The sequence below is a fragment of the Microbulbifer sp. MI-G genome, assembly GCF_030440425.1.
In the GTDB taxonomy this organism is placed as follows: Bacteria; Pseudomonadota; Gammaproteobacteria; order Pseudomonadales; family Cellvibrionaceae; genus Microbulbifer; species Microbulbifer spongiae.
In genome coordinates this window covers 3819000-3842140 of the sequence record NZ_CP098023.1, presented here as the reverse complement: position 1 = coordinate 3842140, position 23141 = coordinate 3819000, and the positions used below count along the sequence as shown (strand labels likewise).

General features: G+C 57.8%; 20 protein-coding genes. 14 read left to right on the top strand and 6 right to left on the bottom strand.

The window, feature by feature from the left end; translation table 11 throughout:
• Positions 1–441, top strand: a complete 441-nt coding sequence (locus tag M8T91_RS15695) for an FKBP-type peptidyl-prolyl cis-trans isomerase (RefSeq protein ID WP_301415112.1) — start codon at positions 1–3, stop codon at positions 439–441.
• A gap of 44 nt (positions 442–485) precedes the next feature.
• A complete protein-coding gene (gene ispH / locus M8T91_RS15690) occupies positions 486–1418 on the top strand; it encodes a 4-hydroxy-3-methylbut-2-enyl diphosphate reductase (protein ID WP_301415111.1) in 933 nt (310 codons plus the stop codon).
• A gap of 40 nt (positions 1419–1458) precedes the next feature.
• On the opposite strand, the gene M8T91_RS15685 is transcribed toward ispH, so the two are convergent.
• Entirely contained in the window at positions 1459–1971 is a 513-nt protein-coding gene (locus M8T91_RS15685) for a GspH/FimT family pseudopilin (RefSeq protein WP_301415110.1), read from the bottom strand.
• A gap of 196 nt (positions 1972–2167) precedes the next feature.
• On the opposite strand from M8T91_RS15685, the gene M8T91_RS15680 reads away from it, so the two are divergent.
• The 11 genes from M8T91_RS15680 to M8T91_RS15630 all read left to right on the top strand — a co-directional run bounded on the left by M8T91_RS15680 (position 2168) and on the right by M8T91_RS15630 (position 14399).
• Positions 2168–2731, top strand: a complete 564-nt coding sequence (locus M8T91_RS15680; protein ID WP_301415109.1) for a GspH/FimT family pseudopilin — start codon at positions 2168–2170, stop codon at positions 2729–2731.
• A 10-nt stretch (positions 2732–2741) separates the two neighbouring features.
• The gene (gene pilV / locus M8T91_RS15675; protein ID WP_301415108.1) at positions 2742–3179 is read left to right on the top strand and encodes a type IV pilus modification protein PilV; all 438 of its coding nucleotides are present in this window, start codon (positions 2742–2744) and stop codon (positions 3177–3179) included.
• A 10-nt stretch (positions 3180–3189) separates the two neighbouring features.
• A complete protein-coding gene (locus M8T91_RS15670; protein WP_301415107.1) occupies positions 3190–4266 on the top strand; it encodes a PilW family protein in 1077 nt (358 codons plus the stop codon).
• Between the two features lie 16 nt (positions 4267–4282).
• Positions 4283–4825 (top strand): pilus assembly PilX family protein, encoded by a 543-nt coding sequence (locus M8T91_RS15665; protein ID WP_301415106.1) that lies wholly within the window; start codon positions 4283–4285, stop codon positions 4823–4825.
• A 21-nt stretch (positions 4826–4846) separates the two neighbouring features.
• A complete protein-coding gene (locus M8T91_RS15660; protein WP_301415105.1) occupies positions 4847–8203 on the top strand; it encodes a pilus assembly protein in 3357 nt (1118 codons plus the stop codon).
• A 12-nt stretch (positions 8204–8215) separates the two neighbouring features.
• Positions 8216–8647 carry a type IV pilin protein gene (locus M8T91_RS15655; RefSeq protein WP_301415104.1) on the top strand — a complete coding sequence of 144 codons (432 nt, stop codon included), beginning with the start codon at positions 8216–8218 and terminating at the stop codon, positions 8645–8647.
• A gap of 457 nt (positions 8648–9104) precedes the next feature.
• Positions 9105–10520 carry a rhomboid family intramembrane serine protease gene (locus M8T91_RS15650; protein ID WP_301415103.1) on the top strand — a complete coding sequence of 472 codons (1416 nt, stop codon included), beginning with the start codon at positions 9105–9107 and terminating at the stop codon, positions 10518–10520.
• A 92-nt stretch (positions 10521–10612) separates the two neighbouring features.
• The gene (locus M8T91_RS15645; RefSeq protein ID WP_301415102.1) at positions 10613–11080 is read left to right on the top strand and encodes a cupin domain-containing protein; all 468 of its coding nucleotides are present in this window, start codon (positions 10613–10615) and stop codon (positions 11078–11080) included.
• Between the two features lie 46 nt (positions 11081–11126).
• Positions 11127–11492 carry a thiol-disulfide oxidoreductase DCC family protein gene (locus M8T91_RS15640; RefSeq protein WP_301415101.1) on the top strand — a complete coding sequence of 122 codons (366 nt, stop codon included), beginning with the start codon at positions 11127–11129 and terminating at the stop codon, positions 11490–11492.
• 264 nt (positions 11493–11756) lie between these two features.
• Positions 11757–13046 carry an aminopeptidase PepB gene (gene pepB, locus M8T91_RS15635; protein WP_301415100.1) on the top strand — a complete coding sequence of 430 codons (1290 nt, stop codon included), beginning with the start codon at positions 11757–11759 and terminating at the stop codon, positions 13044–13046.
• A gap of 708 nt (positions 13047–13754) precedes the next feature.
• On the top strand, positions 13755–14399 hold the full coding sequence (locus tag M8T91_RS15630) for an energy transducer TonB (RefSeq protein WP_301415099.1): 645 nt from the start codon (positions 13755–13757) through the stop codon (positions 14397–14399).
• A gap of 51 nt (positions 14400–14450) precedes the next feature.
• Here the strand turns inward: M8T91_RS15630 and ilvD are convergent, their stop codons facing one another.
• The 5 genes from ilvD to M8T91_RS15605 form a co-directional block, all read right to left on the bottom strand.
• On the bottom strand, positions 14451–16286 hold the full coding sequence (gene ilvD, locus M8T91_RS15625) for a dihydroxy-acid dehydratase (RefSeq protein WP_301415098.1): 1836 nt from the start codon (positions 16284–16286) through the stop codon (positions 14451–14453).
• Positions 16287–16427: 141 nt separating this feature from the next.
• Entirely contained in the window at positions 16428–17732 is a 1305-nt protein-coding gene (gene argA, locus M8T91_RS15620; RefSeq protein ID WP_301415097.1) for an amino-acid N-acetyltransferase, read from the bottom strand.
• Between the two features lie 87 nt (positions 17733–17819).
• Positions 17820–18983, bottom strand: coding sequence for an acetylornithine deacetylase (gene argE, locus M8T91_RS15615; RefSeq protein WP_301415096.1), 1164 nt, complete (start codon positions 18981–18983; stop codon positions 17820–17822).
• Positions 18984–19183: 200 nt separating this feature from the next.
• Positions 19184–20458 carry an inorganic phosphate transporter gene (locus tag M8T91_RS15610; RefSeq protein ID WP_301415095.1) on the bottom strand — a complete coding sequence of 425 codons (1275 nt, stop codon included), beginning with the start codon at positions 20456–20458 and terminating at the stop codon, positions 19184–19186.
• An 11-nt stretch (positions 20459–20469) separates the two neighbouring features.
• Positions 20470–21147, bottom strand: a complete 678-nt coding sequence (locus M8T91_RS15605) for a TIGR00153 family protein (protein ID WP_301415094.1) — start codon at positions 21145–21147, stop codon at positions 20470–20472.
• A 144-nt stretch (positions 21148–21291) separates the two neighbouring features.
• Between M8T91_RS15605 and tfpB the strand changes: the two genes are divergently transcribed.
• A complete protein-coding gene (tfpB, locus tag M8T91_RS15600) occupies positions 21292–23067 on the top strand; it encodes a type IV pilus assembly ATPase TfpB (protein ID WP_301415093.1) in 1776 nt (591 codons plus the stop codon).
• Positions 23068–23141: the final 74 nt, after the last annotated feature.

The window sequence follows — 23141 nt, the reverse complement described above, 5'->3', positions numbered from 1 at the left end:
ATGAGTAATGGCGCTATCGGCGAGCACAGCCGTGTCACCCTGCACTTCAGCCTGAGGCTGGAAGATGGCACAGAGGTGGATACCACCTTTAAAGGGGAGCCCGCCGCCTTCAGTGTCGGTGATGGCAGCCTGCTGCCAGGGTTTGAGAAGGCCCTGTTCGGCCTGAAAACCGGTGATGAAGCTGAAATTGAAATTCCCCCGGAACTGGGCTTTGGCCAGCGCAATCCGGCCAATGTGCAAACCGTGCGCCGCGACAGTTTCTCGCCGGATATGAAGCTGGAAGAGGGCCTGGTGGTGTCCTTTGACAATGGCAGCGGCGAGTTGCCCGGCGTGATCCGCGCGGTTGGTGAAGACGAGGTTACTGTCGATTTTAACCACCCCCTGGCCGGGCAGACACTGAACTTTCACGTCAAGATCATTGCAGTGGATTCGATTCAGTAGGATTGAAGCTCCCCTGAACACGCAACCGGAGTACAGAAGTAAAGATGCAAATCCGACTTGCCAATCCCCGCGGTTTCTGTGCCGGCGTCGATCGCGCGATCGACATCGTGAATCGCGCTCTGGATGTGTTTGGTGCGCCTATCTATGTGCGCCACGAAGTGGTGCACAACAAGTTCGTGGTGGAAAGTCTGCGCAAGCGCGGCGCCGTGTTTGTGGATGAGCTGTCGGAAGTGCCCGAGGACGTGATTGTTATCTTCAGCGCCCACGGCGTATCCAAGGCTGTGCAGCGCGAGGCGGACCGGCGCGGCCTGCGTGTCTTCGACGCCACCTGCCCCCTGGTTACCAAGGTGCATATTGAAGTCAGCAAATTCAGCAGTGACGATATTGAGTGTGTCTTGATTGGCCATGCCGGGCACCCGGAGGTGGAAGGCACCATGGGTCAGTACAACAGCGCCGGTGGTGGCGCCATCTATCTGGTGGAGGACGTGGAGGACGTGGCCAGGTTGCAGGTCAAAGACGAGAATAATCTCGCCTATGTCACCCAGACCACCCTGTCCATGGATGATACCCTGCGGGTGATCGATGCCCTGCGGGTGCGCTTCCCGAATATTCGCGGCCCGCGCAAAGATGATATCTGCTACGCCACCCAGAACCGCCAGGATGCGGTGAAACAGCTGGCCCTGGAGTGCGATCTGGTACTGGTGGTGGGCAGCCCCAACAGTTCCAATTCCAACCGCCTGCGGGAACTGGCCCAGCGCTGCGGTGCCGATGCCGAACTGATCGACGGTGCCGACGATATCGCTGCCACATGGCTGGTGGGAAAACAGTCCATCGGTATCACCGCCGGCGCCTCCGCCCCCGAGGTGCTGGTGCAGGCTGTGATCGCCAGGCTGCAGCAGCTGGGTGCCAGCGCGCCGCAAGAGATGCATGGGCGCGAGGAGGATATTCGCTTTTCCCTGCCGAAGGCGCTGCGCTGAGGTGGCGGTTTCATTCACATTGCCCCTTTGGGTGACGAAATCAAGCACAATGTGTCGCGCTGGCCTTTTTCATTCTCATACGTCCGCCGGGGGCTAAAATCAGTGCGTAACCGGCCTCGCCGTCTTGGGCGCAAACCTGCAGGGTGCCCGCCTGAAAGCCGCCCAGTGGCGCGCCTGCGAGGCGGCTCTCGCCGGTGCCCACAAAGGATATGTAATCCCTAACCGGTCTGTTTGCGATTACGCGAATGCCCGCCTGTACACCACGGCTCAACAGGAGTGGTTCTCCACCGCCGCGCGCTCCGTCATTGTCCAAATCCACAAAGACCTCCCACCCCGATGCCCAGTTGCCCAGGTTGCGCATGGTTACCCGCTGGTTACGCATAACGGCACTGGAGCGCGCCAGTTGTACGCTGGCAGACAATGCTTCGGTTGCAGCCTCCAACCGGGTGCTGTGGATCCACTGGGTAAAACTAGGCAGTCCCATCATCAAGAGCACCGACAGGACAGTGAGGGTGATTAGTAATTCGAGTAATGTAAAGCCCTGCCGGGTCATCCCCCTGCTCCGGGTTTTTTGACACAGGTCTCAGCTCTAAAACCTTTGAATCCGCCGAAATCACCGTTTGTCGGCCCGCAATGGAGCGGGCGCGTCGCGGCGTGGTAATTTCCCCACTATATCGCTGCGGTCGCCGTGTATCCAGGTAACTGGCAGCAAACTAAACCCTGGTTTTCTCACTGGGCGGAAGAAAAAAATGTGGTATAGGCAAGGCGGTAGCAACCCCGAGGCAGACAGTCGACAGACGGGGTTTACCCTGATTGAACTGATGGTAACCCTGGCTGTGCTGGCCATTTTAATTGCGGTTGCCGTGCCCAGCTTTACAGACATGATCAACAACAATCGCTCCGTGGCTTTGTCGGAAGCGTTTGTCAATGCCTTGAACTTTACCCGCAGCGAAGCGGTAAAGCGCGGTGCCCGGGTATCTATCTGTGCCAGTGATAACGGTACAGGCTGTACAGCGGCGAATACCTGGCCCAATGGCTGGATTGTATTTGTGGATACCGCGGCCTCGGATAGTGCAGCGCCTATTGTGGGGCAGGTGCTCAGGGTCAAGGAGATAGCGCATGATAAAGCCGAAATTACCGTCGACCAGGGAGTGGCGGCCAGGAGGTTTATCCGCTTTACCGGACTGGGCACTCTGGGGCCCTTTGCCGAGGTGGAAATCCGTGCAGGAATCTCCGATTGTAGCGGGAAGAGTGCACGTACCGTCACGATTGGTGGTGCAGGGGTAATTTCAGTCGCGAAATTGGACTGCTAGAGAGGAAAGCATGAGACTGCTCACCGGCCAGCGGGGCGTTGGCTTAATTGAAGTGATGGTTACGGTATTGATCCTGTCGACTTCCCTGCTGGGTTTGGCCGCACTGCAAAACCGCGCCTTGCAGTTTAACCACAGTGCTTATATGCGTTCCCAGGCCAATGTATTGGCTTATGATTTATTCGATCGTATCAGGGCGAACCGCACTCAGAGGGACGCTTACGATTTAGCGGTGGATGCCAATGCACCCACCACATCCGGCAGTCTGGCTAACAGGGATTTGGCGCAATGGCGGGGGCTGCTTGCAGAGCGGTTGCCGGCAGGAACCGGTGGCATTGAATGCGATGCAGCGGGTGTTTGCACGGTAACAATTCAGTGGGGGGAGCAGGATGCCACCGGTGCGGATGGCGATGGTGAGGTGAGCAGGTTTCAATATATGACGCGGATCTAGAGGGGCGGGTATGTTTAAGCAACGGGGCATTTCCCTGGTAGAACTGATGGTTTCCATCACCGTTGGCCTGGTACTGATGGCGGGGGTGGTACAGCTTTTTTTATCCAGCAAATTGACTTTTACCACCCAGCAGGCCATGTCCCGGGTTCAGGAAACCGGTCGTCTGGCAATGGAGTTTATGAGTGAGGACATTCGTATGGCCGGTCATATGGGGTGTTTGAATGTAGCTTCATTTGGCCCAGATAATAAAACTTTTAGAAACTTCCTCAAACAGGAAACTGCATTGGCCTATAACTACGGGGTGGCAGTGGACGGCAAGGATGCCTCTGAAGTGAATAACGAATATCCAGCGGGTGTGTTGGCAGGTACGGATGCGCTTTTAATCCGCAGTGCCAGCGGTCGCAATGTGGGGATTGCTCGCAAAAATGACCCTACGCAGTTGTTTATAGAAAATACCGGTATTGAGACGGGTGACTGTAGTAACGGCACAAATAAGACAGATAGGTACAGCGGCCTCTGCGCAGGGGACATTCTGGCAGTGGCGAGTTGCGACAGTGTGCGGGTTTTTCAGGCCACCGGGTTTACCGGCTCCGCCGCCAGTGCCGAGATCGGAGTCCAACACACGGACAACAGCTCGTTTGATCCGGGAAACCGGATTGCAACCTGGGGTGGGGAAGATATTTATGAGGGGCAGAATTTTGGTGAGGATGCACAGATACTGACGGTCCAAAACATTTTTTACTATATCGCCAATGGTACCTCTAATAACCCGAGCCTGTTCAGGGATGTCAATGGCACTGCGCAGGAGTTATTGCAAGGTGTTGAGGATATGCAATTGACCTATGGCGTGGACACGAATAATGACGGGACACCGGATACCTACCGCCCGGCGCACCAGGTAGCGGCGGATAAGTGGAGGTCCGTGTCCAGCGTACGGCTGGCACTGCTAGTGGCCAGTACAGAGGACAATGTTTTGCAGGAGCCGCAGGGATATACGTTTAATGGTGTTCCGGTAGATGATCCCGGTGACCGGCGCCTGCGGCAGGTGTTTAGTACGACCGTGGCGATTCGCGGCCTTTTACCCTGAATGGAGGCTTCTTACTATGCAGAGAACATCCACTTTTTCAACGCTGTATCCGCAGCGCGGGGCCACCTTGCTGGTGGGCCTGATCATCCTGCTGTTGATGACATTTATCGGTTTGGCAGCGATGCGCGGCAGTGGTATGCAGGAGCTGATGGCGGGCAATATGCGCGACCGGCAACTGGCTTTCCAGGCCGCGGAAGCGGCTTTGCGGGAGGCCGAAAACAGTGTACTCAACACATTCAACAGCATGACTTTTGACGGCAATACCGCAGGGCAGGTGGAGGATATGGCGGGCGCAACCAACAGCGGCTTCTGGCTGGAGTATACCTGGAAGGGGGCTTCCATCTCTACAAACCTGGGGCTTCAAGAGGTGGCCAAACAGCCGGTCTATGTGATTGAGCGGGTGAGCACGCAACTGGTAAATAGCGGCGCAGATGGCAGTGGCGTCGATCAGGAAAGCAGGAACAAAATACCATCAACACCCACTTACCGGATTACCAGCCGAGGGGTGGGTGGTACAGAAAATGCCGTTGTTATCTTGCAATCCACCTTTAGACCCTGAGTATTGATGGCTGGACTTATTATGTTGAATAGAAAAACACGAAGAAAAAACGGTATTGCCCTGCTTGGTGGTCTGTTTGGTCTCGCCACTGTACACAGCGCGCTGTCTGTGCCGTTGTCGCAACAGCCCCTGTTCCTGAGAACCGGCGCCGACCCCAATATTATGTTTATCCTGGACGACTCCGGATCGATGCAGTTCGAGGTGACCCCCTCGGCAGGGGTCAATTACTTTAATAACCTCGACAGGGTGGCCTATGTGTACCCAAACGGGGTTTGCCCTTACGCAAAAAATCGAAACAGTGGCTGTGATTACTGGCAGGGTGGAGATCAAGCGGTACCCCAGTTTGGTAGAAATAATAAATGGGCAGCCTATTATCGCTCATCACAGAATAATAAAACCTATTACAACCCGGCCCAGCGTTATGATCCCTGGGCCGGGGAGGATGGCACCTCCTGGCCCATGGCAGATCCTAAAAAGGCCTATCACAACCCGGCCAACCCTACTAGGGGGGTGAGAAATCTGACAATCGACAATAGCCAATCTGCGCGCTGCTGGTTAAGGAACCAAGCCAGCAAGAATTCAAGTAGAAGGAATGCGTGTTATGGTGCAAGGTTGTCTTTTTTCCCGGCCACTTACTTTCACTACAGTGGCAGTGGCAGTGTATTCAATCCCGCCAATTATACCCGTATTGAAATAAAACCCGGGCGCACCTATCCCGGCGGTACCAGGCGGTCCGATTGCGCAAAGCCCGCAGCCTGCACCTATCAGGAGGAAATACAGAATTTCGCCAACTGGTACAGCTATTACCGCTCCCGTGGACTGCTTGCCCGTGCCGGTGTCGGCCGGGCCTTTGCCTCCCAGGGCAGTGAGTTGCGTGTGGGGTTTGGTACCCTGAATACAGGTTCGAGACAGGTTGATGGTAAACGCACAAGTACCATAATCAGTGGCGTTCGGACTTTCTCCGATCAGGATCGCGAGGATTTTTTCGATAATTTGTACGAAAGCGATATTCCCAATGCCGGTACCCCCCTGTTGGCGGCGCTGCGAAGCGCCGGTAACTACTATAGCCGTGAAGACAGCAGGGGCCCCTGGGCAACCAGGCCCGGCACGAATGCTGCCGGGGCGCAGGTGGCCTGCCGGGCAAGTTATACAATCCTGATGACCGATGGGTATGGCAGCGACTATTCGAGCGTTTCCGGCTTTGGCAATGCAGACGGTGACAATGGCGCACCCTTTAATGATGCCCGTTCCAATACACTGGCAGATATTGCCATGGAGTATTGGGAAAACGATTTACACACGCGGCTGGACAACAAAGTAGAAACCAAGAAAGATCCAGCGACCTGGCAGCATATGGTGACCTTCGGTGTCGGTCTGGGAGTGACCGGCAGTGTAGATCCCGAGGGTGCATTTGCGGCAATCGAGAGCAAAACCCCCATAGCCTGGCCCAATCCAAGGGATGGAAGCAATTCGGCAAAACTGGATGATCTGCTGCACGCCTCCGTCAACAGCCACGGGGGATTCTACAGCGCCAGTGATGCAACGACTTTTTCTCAACAACTCTCAAAGGTATTGAGTGAAATCGGCAGCAGGCAGGGGTCTGCCTCTTCAGTTGCCGCCAACTCCACCCGCCTGGGCACGGATACGGCAATTTTCCAGGCTTTGTTCAATTCCAATGACTGGAGTGGGGAAGTGCGGGCAATCAGGCTCAAGGAAGATGGCACACTGGCAAATACCTTTCTGTGGAGTACCTCGGATTCGGGAAAAATCCCAGCAACCGGCCGTAAAATCCTGACTTATACGGACTCGGGTACAGTTGAGTTTCTCTGGGACAACCTGACCACCGCCCAGCAAACCGCACTGATTGGGTCCGATGACGAACAAACCGGTAAAGACAGACTGGACTGGGTGCGGGGGGAAACGATTGACGGCCTGCGTACCCGGTCCACTCTACTGGGGGATGTGGTCAATGCGAGCCCGGCCCTGGCGGGTGATCGGGAATTTTATTACGCCGCATTGCCTTCCCGACTGGGGGGCGATACCTATGCCACTTACCATGCTGATAAAAAGAAAGAACGTACCCAGGTACTCTATGCCAGCGCCAATGACGGCATGCTGCATGGCTTTAACGCAGAAACCGGCAAAGAGGTTGTTGCCTATGTCCCCACCGGCGCCTACCCGAAATTTACCAAATTGGCGGCAATCGACTATGGCACGCCGGATAACCAACACCAATATCTGGTTGATGGCCCCCTTTATATCAGCGATGCCTACTTTAACTCCAAATGGGCCAATGTACTGGTAGGGACTTATGGTGCCGGCGCTAAGGGATTGTTTGTGCTGGATGTCACAAACCCAAGCAGTCCCAGAGTACTGTTTGAGCTCGACGGTACCCACCCGGATATTGGCAATATTGTTGGGAAGCCCTTGATTGCGCCAACGCTGGATGGCTGGAAGTTGATATTCGGCAATGGCTATAACTCCGGCAATGACAGGGCCGCACTGGTGATTGTGGATTTGGCCAATCCCAACGATATCCGTGTGTTGCCAACCAATGGAAGTGTACAAAACGGCATGACAACCCCGTCTCTGCTGATTAATAGTAGTGGTATTGTGAAAGCGGCCTATGCCGGGGACCTCCTGGGGAATATGTGGAAGTTCGACCTCGGTGGTGCCGTCACAGACTGGGGCAGTGCCTTTGGCAACTCCCCACTATTTACCGCCCGGGACCCCAATGGACGCGTCCAGCCGATTACAGCAGCAGCGACCCTGGGGCCAAATCCGGCAGTGCAGGGAGCTTTGATGGTCTACTTTGGTACCGGGAGCTATTTAACGCAAAGTGACAATGCGGCGGGGAGTGTAGTCAACAGTTTTTACGGCATAGTGGATAAAAATGAGCCAATTACGAAGACGGACAGAAGCAGTCTGATGGAAAAAACAATTGTTGAGCGTGGCAATTCTCGCACCATCACCGGTGATGCAGAGACAAGCTGGTGGGAAAATAAATCAGGCTGGTTCCTGGACTTTAACCTTACGCCATCGGATATTACTGGAGAGCGGGTGATCAGTAAGCCCCTGCTGATTTACGACAGACTGATTTTCCCGACATTGATCACCTCGGAGGACCCCTGTACTTTTGGTGCCTCGGGTTGGACCATGGAACTCATTGCCTTTGGCGATAAGCGCTATACCAGTGAAACGATTCTTGGAGAGTCGGGTAATAAGAAGGACGAGAGCGCGGTAATCAGTTTCTCAGATGTGATCATTGACGGTAAAGATATCTTTTTACCGAAAGTGAATACTTCCGGTGAGCCTAATCTCACGGATGGGCGTCTGTTTGATGGTAAAAACCGCATGTCCTGGAAGCGGATACGGTAAAGTAGGAATAGCATGAAAAAACTAAATGGTTATGGGCATTCGGGCTTTACCCTGATAGAAGTTATGGTGGTCGTTGCCATTATTGGTATTATCGCTGCCCTTGCCTATCCCTCCTATATGGAGCATGTACGAAAGAGCAATCGCACAGAGGCCAAGGTAGTCCTGAACGATGTGGCACAGCGGCTTCAGCGCTGCTTTACGGCTTACAGTGCCTACAATAATGATGCCTGCACCGTGGCTGGAGCGATTAGTGATGGAAATACAATTGACTCCGAGCATGGCTATTATTCCATTGCCGGGGTTCTGACACCTACAACCTTTGTGCTTACCGCAACTGCGGTGTCGGGTTCCCCCCAGGCAGGGGATAAGCGCTGTAAAACCCTAAGCCTGGATCAGGCAGGCAAGAGGGATGCCACCGGCTCAAATATTACTGAATGTTGGTAATAAAGACCCGACAATCCCACCATCCTGGCAATCCGCGCGGGGCTTATCTACACCTTCCCCTGGCCTGAATCGCCACCTCCGTCGATTTTCGCAGGGGAATCACCACAAATCAGAGCCCGACTTAGGACGCTTTTCCAGCCTGCTGATGTTCGTCAGGCTCAGCATTACCTGACCAGCGCCTCCCCCGCGCCAGGTCTCCTGAGTCGGCAACAACCCACCGCAAGCGGCGCTGTTACCTGCGAAAAGCGGATGTGGCCCGTGCCCGGTTGGTCTGTTGCTGACAACAGAAAACACGCGCATCACAAAGCAATAGCCCATAGCATTCGACAGCTATTGAGTTTTAGCCGACAGGCGTAGTATTTTCCCGGCGCTGGCCTCCATAATGGTCCCACTCCTGTTATCCGTATTGCCGCGGTTTGTGACTGGGCGTGCGTGCAATAACAATAAGGAAGCGCCCGTGCTGATTATCCCCATTCAGAACAAACCGGACTGGCGCCGCCCCCCTCTGGTGTGTTTTGCGTTGATTCTCCTCAATCTAGTGGTGTTCGCCGGTTATCAGAGTGGTGATAAGGCCCGCTGGCGCCAGGCCGAGGAATACTATTTCAGCACTGATCTGCCCGGGTTGGAGGAGCAGCGTTTTCTGGTGTACGTGGATGAGGTACACCCCGAGTGGCGCCTGCAGGTGGGGGCGGAGGGAGAGGAGTTTATCTACCGCGAACTGTTGTGGAACCCGGAATTCCACCGCTGGTTGCTGCCCGGGCTGGAAGAGGAGGGCCAGACCCTGTGGCTGCAGCAGCGCTTGCGTTTTGCCGAGCTGCGCGGCCACATGAGCAGCCTGGCCCTGGGTCTGACGCCGGCGGAGCCCAACCCTGCCGGGCTGCTCGGCCATATGTTCCTGCACGGCAGCTGGGATCACCTGATCGGCAATATGGTCTTCCTGCTGTTGTTTGGTCTGTCGGTGGAGCTGGCGCTGGGGGGAGGCTGGTTTTTCGTGTTCTACCTGCTTGGCGGTCTGGCCGCGGCGGGTTTGCACATGCTGGTGGAATCCGGCAGCCATGTGTCGATGGTGGGCGCCTCCGGGGCCGTATCGGCAGTTATTGGCATGTTTGTGGCCATCTACGGTGTTCGGCGCCTGCGCTTTTTCTACACTTTCGGCTTTATATTCGGAGAATTCAGTGCACCGGCGCTGCTGGTGCTGCCCCTGTGGCTGGGCAAGGAATTGTTCGGCTATTTCTATGGCGATGCCGGTATTGCCTACTGGGCCCATACTGGAGGACTGCTGGCGGGGTTTGCCCTGGCCCTGCTGCTGCTCTACTGGCGCCCACCGTTACAGGCCCTGCCGGAAGAGGGGGAGGGTGTCCTGCCCTCGCCGCAGAGGAGTGCACTGACGCGGATTGACCGCTTCCAGGAAGAGGGCAAACTGGTCGAAGCGACGGCTGCGGCCACGGCGGCCGTGCGACAGTACCCGCACAGTCTGGTGCTGATTGAACGCACGATTGAATTGACCGCGATGACCCCGGACAGCGAGGCGTTCCACCGCGCCAACTTCGCCCTTTTCGCCCTCGCGGCCAACCCGGACATCGCAGTGTCTGTGCTTGCGGCGGGTTACCGCCGCTACTTGCAGGCAACCAGAAATCCCCGCGCCCTCACTGCCAAAGTGTGCCTGCTGTTGGCGCGTCGTGCCGCTGAAGCGGCAGACTGGCCCTGGCTGGAGGCGCTCTTGTGTCGTCTGGCTTCGCAGAACGTACAGCACCCGCTGATACCCAGGCTGGGTGTGCGCCTGGTCAATTACTATCGACGGATGGGAGAGGAGGGACGCGCCCGCGAGATAAAGAGATTAACCGACAGTATGGAGATATCCGGACCGGCCTGATTGGTGTGGTAGCCTCTGCGGTACAGAGTTTGGGGTGATAATACCGTCTCAATACCCTATGGCTTTGTGGCATCGGCTAACAAGGAGAAAATATGCACAAGTCGATTTTGAAGAAGCAGGAAATCCTGGAAATGGCCGCGGAGTGCAAGGTGCATTTTCTCAACCCCAATGCGGTGCGCCAGAATCAATCCCTTGGCGACCACACCGGCATAACCGGTTTTGGCTTTCATAGGATTGCCATTGAACCAGGGCGTGAATCCACCGAGTTGCATCGCCACACATTTGAAGACGAATGTGTGTATATTTTGCAGGGGGTAGCCGAGGTCCAGATCGGTGAGGAACAATACTCCGTTGCCGAGGGGGATTTTATTGGCTATCCGGCGGGTGGCCTGCCGCACACCATGAAAAATACCGGTGACGAGCTGCTGGTATGCATTGTTGTCGGCCAGCGCCTGGACCACGATATTTGTGATTACCCCAATAAAGGGAAACGGCTGCACCGCAACCGGGGCCTGCCCTGGGAACTGGTGGACCTGGGGGATATCACCCATCCACGATAACTGACAGGGCCGCTGCTGTGAATAACCAACTCCTGCTGTGAACGTGATGGCCGACAAGATTCGTGTGCTCTACAACTCCGCCTGCCCGGTGTGCAACGCGGGTATCACTGCGCAAAAAAGGAAATCCACACTGTGCGCCGTGGATTGGGAAGATGTGCATCTGGATAACAACAGGGTAAAAGCGCTGAATCTGGATCTAGAGTTTGTGCGCGAACGGCTGCACCTGGTGGATACCGAGGGCAGGTTGCGGGTGGGTAATGAGGCATTTATTGCCATCTGGGAAAACTCGCCCGGTGAGCAGTGGAAGGCGCGGGTATCCAGGATACCCGGCCTGCGCTGGTGCCTCAACAAGGCCTACAACGGTTTTGCCCGCTGCCTGTATCTTTGGAATCGGGCCTTGAAGCATTGGTAAGGGGAAGTCCAAATCGTGCAGATGTGGTGTGACGCCGGCCAGATCAGCCGGTGGCTTGGGCGCTGATTAATACCTCCCACTAAGACTCTGCCTGTCTGCGCAGCGGGCTGTGGGGGATTTTCTTTTCCTGAAGTTTCTGCTTTTTATACACCAGTTTATCGGTCGCTCCGTTGATGGTGCAACCGTCGAGTATTTTTGCTGTATTGTTAGAATATGGATTGGGATTACAGAAAAGTTGGTACATGAGTTTTAAAAAGGGGTTGTATGTCAAAGGTAATGCGTGTTCAGTTGGTGGAAGGTACAGCGGGGGCACCCTGGGGAACCTCTGCACTGCTCAGCTTTAATGGCAGTGATGCACGGATTCATATTGGCGCGGCCAAGGGTGATGCGTTAATTGCCGCGCAGCGCGCGGCGCGGCGCCTGGATGGTCTGGGGGTGAGCGCGGTTGTTCTGAGTGGTGAGGGCTGGGATATCGAGCGGCGCTGGGCATTCTGGATGGGGTATTTCAACCCCAAAGCCGCCAACAGAATTGACTGGGGCAGCGAGGATGTCGGAGAGCGCAAAGAGCTGGCTGCCCGTGAAAGCGCTGCGCGCTGGGTGCGGGAGATCACCAATGGCACACCGGATGGGGTTTCCCCCAGGGTTCTGGCGGAGAGCGCTGCGGAGATGCTGCAGAAACTGGCGCCCGATGCTGTGCGCTACCACATGATAGCCGGTGAGGATTTGCTCCGCGAAGGGTTTGTGGGTATTCACAGTGTGGGTCGTGGCAGTGCGCGCGAACCGGTGATGTTGCAGCTGGATTACAACCCCAGCGGTGATGCCGCCGCGCCGGTGGATACCTGCCTGGTGGGCAAGGGGATTACCTTCGACTCCGGTGGGTACAGTCTCAAGCCCTCGGCCAATATGGCCACCATGAAATCCGACATGGGCGGTGCGGCCATGGTGAGCGGTGGTCTGGCCCTGGCCATTGCCCGCGGCCTGAACAAGCGGGTGAAACTGTATCTGTGCTGTGCCGAAAATCTGGTTTCCGGCCACGCTTATAAGCTGGGCGATATTATCCAGTATAAAAATGGGGTTGCGGTTGAGGTGCTCAATACCGATGCGGAAGGGCGCCTGGTGCTGGCCGACGGCCTGATTGCGGCCTCCGAGGCAGAGCCGCGCTGGCTGTTGGATGCCGCCACCCTGACCGGCGCTGCCAAGGTGGCAGTGGGGCGCGAGTTCAATGCGGTATTCAGCTTCGAGGCGGCCATGGCACAGCGGGTTCTGGATGCCGCCGGGCGGGAAAACGAAAAAGCCTGGCGTTTGCCACTGGAGCCTATGCACCTGGAGCAGATACCCTCCGGCTTTGCCGATATTGCCAATATCGGCGCAGATGGCAGCCCCGGCGCGTCCACCGCGGCGGCATTCCTCGCACACTTTGTGCGGGACGCGGGGCGCAACTGGGTGCATATGGATTTGTCCGGTTCCTATCAGCCCAGTGCCAATGCCCTCTGGGCAACCGGTGCCAAGGGCCAGGGTCTGCGTACCATTGCACGATTCCTGTTGGACAGCTGACCACAGGAAGTAGTCTGGAAATAATTTTGCAGCCAAACTCCATCGAACAGTAAAAAATACAGGGTCAAGGAATACGGGGCACCCTGAAAATTAAGCGTTTCCCGATATTCATGCGCGGAAATTTCCGAAATAGGGTGGAGTGAGGCACTTAATAAGTAATTTTCAGAGGTGTCCTTAAAGCTAATATTTTTTCCTGTCCGGATCTTTGTGAGAGAGCCCGCCCAACCCCCTTTGCCCGTGAAAAATGGCTTTTCCTTTGATAATCTCGCCCAATAACTGTATGACAGTATCAGCCCTTTGCAGCGAAGGGCTGTCAGAAGTGCACCCTGGTGTTCACCTGGTAAGGATCGGTAGGTTTGCCCTACAAATCCTGGCAACTGCGCTACAGGGTTTCGAACTTATCGTCTGCCCGATGGTGCACAGGTTGATTGACCGAGGCTCATGAAACCGGCAGGGGCCTCTAACGCTGAAATTTTTCTGAGTCGGACATCCCGGCGCCAGCGCTGTGAAGTCACCGAAACTATCGCGACGCCATTCTTCTGGAATAGTTACACGAACGAACAATCAATGATTACGTGAAAATTCTGTATAAAAGGGCTTTACTGAATGCCCGCAATAGGCTAATAATAAGTATCAGCTGATCAGCTTTTTCCATTTTCGGCACTCTGGATGCCGGTTTCGCACCCTAACAATAATAGGAGAGGTGTTATGGATAGAGCTTACCCGCCAATTGCCAGCACTGTATTTTTTCCCCCTCAGCTACTTGCCGGTTATGCGAAAGGACTTGCGTTTGCGGCCATGATGACTCTCGGGCTGATTTTTCTGATGAGCCGTTTGATTGCCAGTGATCTAGAGGCGCCGGTGGTGGATGGTTTACCGTCAATCCAGCCGGTGCATATTGAAGACAAAAAAGTCGTCACGCAAAAAGATGAACCGCCGGTAAAACCGCAAATCCCACCGCTGCAACCAACCACAACTCCTGAAGAAATACCGCCCACAGAGGTGGGTACGGCGATTACGATAAGGGCTCCTGTCCCGAGCAGTGACACGACGCTGACGGTAACGCGGGATCCCGTGCCTGTGTACAAACCTTTACCGCGCTATCCCAATGCGGCAGCGCGCAGGGGCATCGAAGGTTACGTTGTGGTGGAATTCACCGTGACCAAAACAGGCGCGGTGCGCGATGCCCGGGTGGTGGGGGGGTTCGACAGTGCCGGCAACCCCACCAGGGTGTTTAACCGCTCGGCACTGGCCGCCGCCGAGCGTTTTAAATACCAGCCCCAGATGGCGGATGGCGAGCCAGTGGAGCGCTATGGTGTGCGCAATCGGATCACCTACAAAATGGCAGACTAAAAGGGAAAACCGGCCCCGCTGGCGGGGCCTTTTTCTGTATTTTGCCTGTCATTATTCAATTTCCCGCACAGCGCCGCGATCGGCGCTGGTCGCCAGCATGGCGTAGGCACGCAGGGCCTTGCTGACTTTTCTCGGTCTCTCCTCCACGGGCTGCCAGGCCCGTTTCCCCAAGCGCGCCATTTCCTGCCGGCGCCTCTCGAGTTCCGTATCCGTAATAACCACTTCAATTTTGCGCGCGGGAATATCGATGCGGATGGGGTCGCCGTCACGCACCAGGGCAATATTGCCTCCGGAGGCGGCCTCCGGCGACACGTGCCCGATAGAGAGACCGGAGGTACCGCCGGAAAACCGCCCGTCTGTAATCAGGGCACAGTGTTCTCCCAGCCCGCGGGATTTCAGGTAGCTGGTGGGGTACAGCATTTCCTGCATACCCGGTCCGCCTTTGGGGCCCTCGTAGCGCAGGATAAGGGCTTCGCCCTTGCGCACTTGGCCGCCCAGAATCCGGGATACCGCCGCCTCCTGGCTTTCGACTACATGGGCAGGTCCCTCGAACCGCCAGAGGGATTCATCCACCCCGGACGTTTTTACCACACAGCCGTGGGGAGCCAGATTGCCGAACAGCACTGCCAGGCCGCCCTCGGCGGAATAGGCGTGTTCTACCGAGCGAATACAGCCACCGACACGGTCGCTATCCAGAGTCTGCCAGCGGCAGTTCTGGCTGAAGGCGATTTGGGTGGCAATTCCCGCGGGACCGGCGCGGTAGAAGTCATGCACGGTTGTGTCGTCGGTGCGAGAGATGTCCCACTGCTCTAGCGCCTGTTGCAAGCTGCTGCCATAGGCAGTGGGTTGTGCGGTATCGATCAGCCCCGCCGATGCCAGCTGGCCGAGAATGGCCATCACACCGCCGGCGCGGTGGACGTCCTCAATATGGTACTTTTGCGTGTTGGGGGCCACCTTGCACAATTGTGGCACCTTGCGGGAAAGGCGGTCGATCTCTGCCAGGGTGAAGTCAATCTCGCCTTCCCGGGCGGCGGCGAGCAGGTGCAGGATGGTATTGGTGGAGCCCCCCATGGCGATGTCCAGCGCCATGGCATTGGTGAACGCGCCGGGATTGGCAATACTGCGGGGCAGGGCGAGCTTGTCGCCCCGCTCGTAGTAGCGCTTGGTCAGGGCAACAATTTCACGGCCCGCGCGCAGAAACAGCTCCCGGCGATCCGCATGGGTGGCCAGCAGGGTGCCGTTGCCGGGCAGGGACAGGCCCAAAGCCTCCGTGAGGCAGTTCATGGAGTTGGCAGTGAACATGCCGGAACAGGAGCCGCAGGTGGGGCAGGCGGAGCGTTCATAGGCCTCGACCTCGGCATCGGTGGCCGTTTCGGTCGCCGCAATCACCATGGCATCCACCAGGTCCAGCTTGTGATCCGCCAGTTTGGTTTTGCCGGCTTCCATGGGGCCACCGGAAACAAAAATCGCCGGGATATTCAGGCGCAGGGCGGCCATCAGCATGCCCGGTGTGATCTTGTCGCAGTTGGAAATGCACACCAGGGCATCGGCGCAGTGGGCATTGACCATGTATTCCACCGAGTCGGCGATGATTTCGCGGCTGGGCAGGCTGTACAGCATACCGTCGTGGCCCATGGCGATGCCGTCGTCCACGGCGATGGTGTTGAACTCCTTGGCCACGCCCCCGGCCCGGGCAATTTCTTCTGCCACCAGTTGGCCCATATCCTTCAGGTGCACATGCCCGGGCACAAACTGAGTAAAGGAGTTGGCAATGGCGATGATGGGCTTGTGAAAGTCCTCATCTTTCATCCCGGTGGCGCGCCACAGGGCACGGGCGCCGGCCATATTGCGGCCGGCGGTGGAAGTGCGGGATCGGTATTCGGGCATGACGCAGGTTCCAGCTGGGCAAAACAGAGCGACAGTTTAACAAAAGCGGGATTAAATGGGATATTTTTGCAATAAGTCGATTTTATCTTCTTTCATCTAGGATAGGGATTTCGAGCTTTGTCGCTCAGTTGAGATTGCCTGTCACAGGCGCTTGCACAAAATCCGCGAGTTGCGCTGCAGGTTGTACAGGGACTTGCGCGAAGCGGGCAACGCGCCGACGTCGGCCTGTGTAAAGCCCTGCTCGATAAACCAGTGCTCGGTCTGGGTGGTGAGCACATAGAGTTCGCGGATATTGACTGCACGTGCCTGGCGTTCCAGATGGCGCATCAGCTTGGCGCCGCGCCCGCCACCGCGAAATGCCGGGTGGATGGCGACACAGGCGATTTCTGCCGCGCCCGTGAAATTGCTGTTGTCCTTGATGGGATAGAGCGCGGCGCAGGCCACCGGGGTGCCATCCACCTCCACCAGGGTAAAATGCGCGATTTCCGCTTCGAGCTTTTCCCGCGAGCGGCGCACCAGAACTCCCTGTTTTTCCAGGGGGCGGATCAGGCCGAGGATGCCCCCCACATCGGTGATACGCGCCCGGCGAACCACTTCATAGCTGTCCCGGTAGATCATGGTGCCGGCGCCCTCGCGGCGGAATAGTTCCTGGATCAGGGCGCCGTTCTGGCAGTAGCTGAGCAGGTGGATGCGGGCAGTGCCGGCATTACAGGCGCGAATGGCGCACCGCAGGGTATCGCTGTGCACCCGTGCGGCCACCTGCTCGGCTTGCACAAGACTCAGTTCGTGTACCACTTCGCCATCCACCACAAGCTGGGCCGGAGCGCGAAACAGCACCAGTTTCTCGGCGCGCAGTACCCGTGCGGCCTCCGCGGCGAGATCCAGATAATTGAGATTGAACAGCTCACCGGTGAGGGAGGTGCCCAGTGGGGACAGCAGGACCAGGGCACCCTGGTGCAGGGCCTGTTCCAGTGTGTTGACCTCCATGCGCCGGACGGTGCCGGTCCAGCGCAGGTCAACGCCGTCCAGCACACCGCTCGGACGCGCGGTGACAAAATTGCCCGAGACCACTTTCAGGGCTGAACGGGCCATGGGGGAGTCGGGTAACCCCTGGGAAAATGCCGCCTCAATATCGAAGCGCAGCCTGCCCACCGCCGCTTTGATCACCTCCAGGCTGTCCCGGTCGGTGATGCGATTGCCGTCGTGAAAGCGGCTCTCGATACCCTGTTCACTCAGGGCGCGGTTGATCTGCGCCCGGGCACCGTGGACTACGGCCAGACGTACCCCGAGGCTGGCAAGCAGTGCCAGGTCGTGCACCAGGTTGCGAAAATTGGCGTGCGCAAGGGCATCGCCGGGCAACCCGATCACCAGGGTGCGGCCGCGCAGATCATTGATATAGGGTGCCGCGTGGCGGAACCAGTTGAGGGAGCCGTTATTGTCACTCACCGGGTTACTCTACTGCCTGTTGACGTGTTAAGGGATTTGCGGGCAAGCCTGTTGCAGTGTTGCCGCCTTTGTCTTCATGGTATGCGATCAGAGACAGAAACGGGCAATCAGGCTGCGCAGTATCTCCGTCATCGGTACTATACGCTCCAGCCCGAGGTATTCATCCGGCTGGTGCGCCTGGTCGATATCCCCGGGACCGAGCACGATGGTGTCAATATTCAGGCGCTTGAGATAGGGCGCTTCGGTGCCAAAGGCGACACTGTCGGCGCCCTGGCCGCAGAGGGTCTCTGCGGCCTTCACCAAGTCCGAGTGGGCATCCTGCTCAAAGGGCTCTGTGCCGGGAAACAACGACCGGATCTCGATGTGGATGCCGCTGCGTGCGCCGCTGGCCTGTATGCGCTTGCCCAGCTCTGCGCGCAATTCGGCCAGAGGCATGCCCGGCAGCGGGCGGACATCAAACTGCAGCTCTGTGGCAGCGCAAATCCGGTTCGGATTGTCACCGCCGTGAATACATCCCAGGTTCAGGGTGGGGACGGGCACGGCAAAGCCGCGGTGCTGATACTTCTGCTGCCACTCTTCGCGCAGAGCCAGCAATGCATCGATCACTGTGTGCATGGCCTCCAGTGCACTGGCGCCCAGGTTCGGGTCGGACGAGTGGCCGGAGCGGCCGGTAATCCGCACGGCCTCCATCATCACGCCCTTGTGCATGCGCACCGGGCGCAAGCCGGTGGGTTCGCCGATCACCGCATAGCGCGCGCGCGGGCGGCCTGCGGCAACCAGCGCACGGGCGCCGGCCATGGAGGTCTCTTCGTCCGCGGTGGCGAGTATAGTCAAGGGCTGGCGCAGGGGTTGATCCACAAAGGTTTTGGCCGCTTCAATGGCCAGGGGGAAAAACCCTTTCATGTCGCTGGTACCGAGCCCGTAGAAGCGGTTATCGCGCTCCTGCAATGTGAACGGGTCCGATTGCCAGCGCCCCTGGTCAAATGGAACTGTGTCGGTGTGCCCGGACAATACCAGGCCGCTGTGGCTGTCCGCACAGCCGCCTAAAGTGGCAATCATATTGACTTTGTGCGGGCTGCCCTCAAGGGGCATCAGTGCCACACCGAAGCCCAGACTTTCCAGCCAGGCAGCCAGCAGCTCTACCAGGGGGCGGTTGCCCATATCCAGCGCCGGATCTGTGGAGCTGATACTGGGGCAGGCAATCAGCTGGCGCAATTGTTCCTTTAACTCGGGTACCCTGACAGTTGCCATCACGCGCATCCTCATCACTTGTCGCACCGGTCCCAAGCCGGTGCGAGCCCTTGAAAACCCGGCAACCCAGTATGGCGGCGCCAGGGTGGGATTATCGGGTGAATACCAAGGGGAGGGGAAGGGTAAACTGGTGAAAGGGTTTGCAGCGACAAAGGGAGCGTGTGTGCTCCCCCCGTGCGCAAAAGCAAAAAGCCGCGGGATCAGCCGAACAGGCCCTTGAAGAAATAGAAGAACAGAATGGCAATACCGGCACCTGCTGGCAGGGTCACAACCCAGGAGGCGGCGATGGTGGTGATCATGCGCAGGTTCAGTGCGCCAATTCCCCGCGCCAGGCCCACCCCGAGCACCGCCCCCACGAGGGTGTGGGTGGTGGAGACGGGCAGACCGGTGCCGGAAGCGAGTACCACGGTGGCGGCGGCACCCAGTTCTGCGGCGAAGCCGCGGCTGGGGGTCAACTCGGTAATTTTCCTGCCAATGGTGGCCATGACCTTGAAACCGTAAGTGGCCAGGCCCACCACGATACCCAGGCCCCCCAGTAATAGAATCCACGAGGGCATGGTGGCTTTGGCGGTGACCGCGCCGGACTGGATGGTGTTGATCACAGCGGCCAGCGGGCCCACCGCGTTGGCGACATCGTTGGAACCGTGGGCGAAGGCCATGGCGCAGGCGGTGAATATCATGAGGATGGCGAAGACCCGCTCCACACTGGCAAAGCGGTTTCCCACTTCACTGGCGGGGTCGCGTTTGACACGTTTGAGCATGGCGATGCCGACGCCCATCACCAACAGGCCCGCGAGGGCCGCAATACCGGCATCCTGGATGAAGCTGAGCTGGATATTGGCATCTTTCAACACATGCTTGAGCCCCTTGGTCAGGGTGACCATAGCGATCATCCAGCCCACGGCGAACATGTAAATGGGGATATAGCGCTTGGCATTGGAGAAGGGATCTTCGGTATCCAGGATCAGGCGCTGCACACTGCGAAACAGCAGGAAGGCAATGGTACCGGCCAGTAGCGGCGAGACCACCCAACTCGCCACGATACTGCCCACCTTGCCCCAGGCAACCGCCTCTGTGGAGATGCCCACCGCGGAGAAGCCCACAATGGCGCCGACAATGGAATGGGTGGTGGATACCGGCCAGCCCAGGACGCTGGCGATCAGCAGCCAGGTACCGGCGGCGAGCAGGGCGGCCAGCATGCCGTACACCAGCAACTGGGGCTGCGCGGCGAAGACCTCCGAATCGATAATCCCCTTGCGGATGGTGGCGGTAACTTCCCCGCCGGCCAGGTAGGCCCCGGCAAACTCAAAAACCATGGCGATCAGGATCGCCTGTTTGACCGTCAATGCGCGCGAGCCCACGGAGGTGCCCATGGCGTTGGCAACATCGTTTGCGCCCACACCCCAGGCCATAAAGAAGCCCGACACACAGGCCAAGACCAGCAGAATATGGCCGTATTGACTGAGAATCTCCACTGCACAACCCCCTAACGTGCCAGCAACAATTGCAAACGGTTGCCAACGCTGTGGGCGCGATCGGCCAGGTCACCGGTCCATTCAATGATCCGGTAGAGAAACATCACATCCACCGGCGGCAGGTCTTTTTCTATGGCAAACAGCGCAGCGCGAATCTCAACTTCGAGTTTGTCGGATTGGCGTTCCAATTCGTCCAGCTCTTCGATCATGCGCCGGGCAATCGTGATCTCGCGCCCGGCAAAGCCGCTCTCCAGCAGCTCGTCCAGTTCGTTGATGGCGCGCAGCGCCTGGGCGGAAGTAGCCACGGCACTCTCGACGAAAGTCGTCATCAAGGGCTGCAGGCTGGCCGGGATCTGCATCTTTCTGCCAACGGCGAGGCCGGCGATATCCTGGGCGGTATTTGCCACCTCGTCCTGGGCGTGCAGCAGTTCCAGCAGGTCGGATCGGGATACCGGCATGAACAGGCTGTCGGGCAGGTGCAGACGCAGGTCTCTCTTGATGTCATCTGCGCGGTTCTCGGTGGCGGAGATGCGCAGTTGGATTTGTTCTGCCTCGACCAGATCGCCGCGGATCAGGGCCTCGAAGAAGGGGACCAGATCGGCGGAAGCCTCGTGGGCCGCAGCCATATGTTGCTCGATCGGCTTGATCGGGGAGCGGCCAAACAGGTTGGCTATATTCGACAGGACCATGGTTAGCTCCATTGCTCGGGGTGCGAAACCGCGGCATGGTACCCCAATAGAACCAATTTCGGTAACGGTGCGTTAACGACGCACTGTTGCACCGCGGCGATGGGGCTACAATGCGTCGTCACAGGTAAATACAGGAGGTTGACAATGACAGAGAGCAAAGCGGCGGACAGGTTGCTGGATTTACACGGACTGTTGGAGGATCTTGTGACCCAGGGCTATGTGAGCCGGCAGGATGCCAACCGTGTCGCGGGCACCCCGCGCACGGCGGAGCAGGCCCAGATGCACCCCCTCAGTTATATCGCCAGCTGCGACCTGGCCAACCGGAAGGCCCAGGGTACCCTGTTGAATCGCGATACACTCAGCGCCTGGCTGGCCGAGAGTTCCACCCACCCCCTCTACCATATCGATCCGCTCAAGGTAAACGTAAGTGCGGTGACCGAGGTAATGAGTTTCCAGTTTGCCAAGCGCCACCAGATCCTGTGTGTGGAAGCAGGTGCTGATGAGCTGCTGGTTGCCACGGCACAGCCTTTTGTGCACGGCTGGGAGGAGCAGCTGGCCCATACCAGTGGCCGCCGGGTGCGCCGTGTGGTGGCAGATCCGGCGGATATCAAACGCTGCTGTATCGAGTTTTATTCTCTGGCCAATTCCATTTCCGGTGCCAGTGGCCTGCAGGGGACCTCTGCAGCGCATAATTTCGAACAGCTGCTCGAATTGGGCAATCTCAAGGATCCCGAGGCCAACGACCAGCATATTGTCAATATTGTCGACTGGCTGTTGCAGCACGCCTTCGACCAGCGTGCCAGCGATATCCATATCGAGCCCAGGCGGCAGGTCGGGCGTATCCGCTTTCGCATCGATGGGGTGCTGCACCCCATTCACGAGCTGCCGGATCAGGTGAATGCGGCGGTCACCAGCCGCCTGAAGATTCTCGGTCGTATGAATGTGGCGGAGAAGCGCAAACCCCAGGACGGCCGTATCAAAACCAAGCGCCCCGATGGCAGTGAGGTGGAGTTGCGTCTGTCCACTCTGCCCACTGCGTTTGGGGAAAAACTGGTGATGCGGATTTTCGATCCCGAGGTGCTGGCGCGCTCCTACAGTGACCTGGGCCTCGGCGGCGAGGATCTGGCCCGCTGGCAGAAAATGCTGTCGCACTCCAGCGGCATTGTCCTGGTGACCGGTCCCACCGGTTCGGGCAAAACCACCACCCTGTACACCGGCCTCAAGCAGCTTGCCACCTCCGCAGTCAATGTCTCCACCGTGGAGGACCCGATCGAAATGGTGGAGGAGTGTTTTAACCAGACCCAAGTGCACCATGCCATCGGCTTTGATTTTGCCGCCGGTATCCGCACTCTCATGCGCCAGGACCCGGACATTATTATGGTGGGTGAGATCCGCGACCTGGAAACTGCACAGATGGCAGTACAGGCTGCCCTCACCGGGCATCTGGTCATTTCAACCCTGCACACCAACGATGCCCCCACTGCGGTCACACGCTTGTTGGACCTGGGTCTGCCTCATTACCTGCTCAAGTCCACCGTGCTTGGGGTCATGGCGCAGCGCCTGGTGCGTACGCTCTGTCCCTCATGCAAGCGCGAGGACAGGATTGAAGAGGCCGACTGGCACGCCCTGGTACGCCCCTGGAAGGCGCCGATGCCAGAGAGAATTTACCGCCCTGAAGGTTGCCTGGTGTGTCGCAATACTGGTTATCTGGGGCGGCAGGGCATTTACGAGATACTGCCGTTTAGCGAATCGCTACAGGCGCAGATCACCCCTGACTGCGACCTGCAACAGCTGCGCCGCCGGGCCATGCGCGAGGGTATGAACAGCCTGCGCCTGTCCGGTGCGATAAAGGTGGCGGCAGGTGTGACCACGGTTGCGGAAGTACTGCGTGTGGCACCGCCGCCAGAGATTGTCTCTTAGTGGATAGTGGCCACTGGATTGCACCCGGGCAATGAACATGGCGTAATGGCTGAATCCGGCCGCTCATCGGCTGC

Coding starts and splice junctions, on each gene's coding strand:
- M8T91_RS15695 (WP_301415112.1), top strand. CDS start 1: ATGAGTAATGGCGCTATCGGCGAGCACAGCCGTGTCACCCTGCACTTC.
- ispH (WP_301415111.1), top strand. CDS start 486: ATGCAAATCCGACTTGCCAATCCCCGCGGTTTCTGTGCCGGCGTCGAT.
- M8T91_RS15685 (WP_301415110.1), bottom strand. CDS start 1,971: ATGACCCGGCAGGGCTTTACATTACTCGAATTACTAATCACCCTCACT.
- M8T91_RS15680 (WP_301415109.1), top strand. CDS start 2,168: ATGTGGTATAGGCAAGGCGGTAGCAACCCCGAGGCAGACAGTCGACAG.
- pilV (WP_301415108.1), top strand. CDS start 2,742: ATGAGACTGCTCACCGGCCAGCGGGGCGTTGGCTTAATTGAAGTGATG.
- M8T91_RS15670 (WP_301415107.1), top strand. CDS start 3,190: ATGTTTAAGCAACGGGGCATTTCCCTGGTAGAACTGATGGTTTCCATC.
- M8T91_RS15665 (WP_301415106.1), top strand. CDS start 4,283: ATGCAGAGAACATCCACTTTTTCAACGCTGTATCCGCAGCGCGGGGCC.
- M8T91_RS15660 (WP_301415105.1), top strand. CDS start 4,847: ATGTTGAATAGAAAAACACGAAGAAAAAACGGTATTGCCCTGCTTGGT.
- M8T91_RS15655 (WP_301415104.1), top strand. CDS start 8,216: ATGAAAAAACTAAATGGTTATGGGCATTCGGGCTTTACCCTGATAGAA.
- M8T91_RS15645 (WP_301415102.1), top strand. CDS start 10,613: ATGCACAAGTCGATTTTGAAGAAGCAGGAAATCCTGGAAATGGCCGCG.
- M8T91_RS15640 (WP_301415101.1), top strand. CDS start 11,127: ATGGCCGACAAGATTCGTGTGCTCTACAACTCCGCCTGCCCGGTGTGC.
- pepB (WP_301415100.1), top strand. CDS start 11,757: ATGTCAAAGGTAATGCGTGTTCAGTTGGTGGAAGGTACAGCGGGGGCA.
- M8T91_RS15630 (WP_301415099.1), top strand. CDS start 13,755: ATGGATAGAGCTTACCCGCCAATTGCCAGCACTGTATTTTTTCCCCCT.
- ilvD (WP_301415098.1), bottom strand. CDS start 16,286: ATGCCCGAATACCGATCCCGCACTTCCACCGCCGGCCGCAATATGGCC.
- argE (WP_301415096.1), bottom strand. CDS start 18,983: ATGGCAACTGTCAGGGTACCCGAGTTAAAGGAACAATTGCGCCAGCTG.
- M8T91_RS15605 (WP_301415094.1), bottom strand. CDS start 21,147: ATGGTCCTGTCGAATATAGCCAACCTGTTTGGCCGCTCCCCGATCAAG.
- tfpB (WP_301415093.1), top strand. CDS start 21,292: ATGACAGAGAGCAAAGCGGCGGACAGGTTGCTGGATTTACACGGACTG.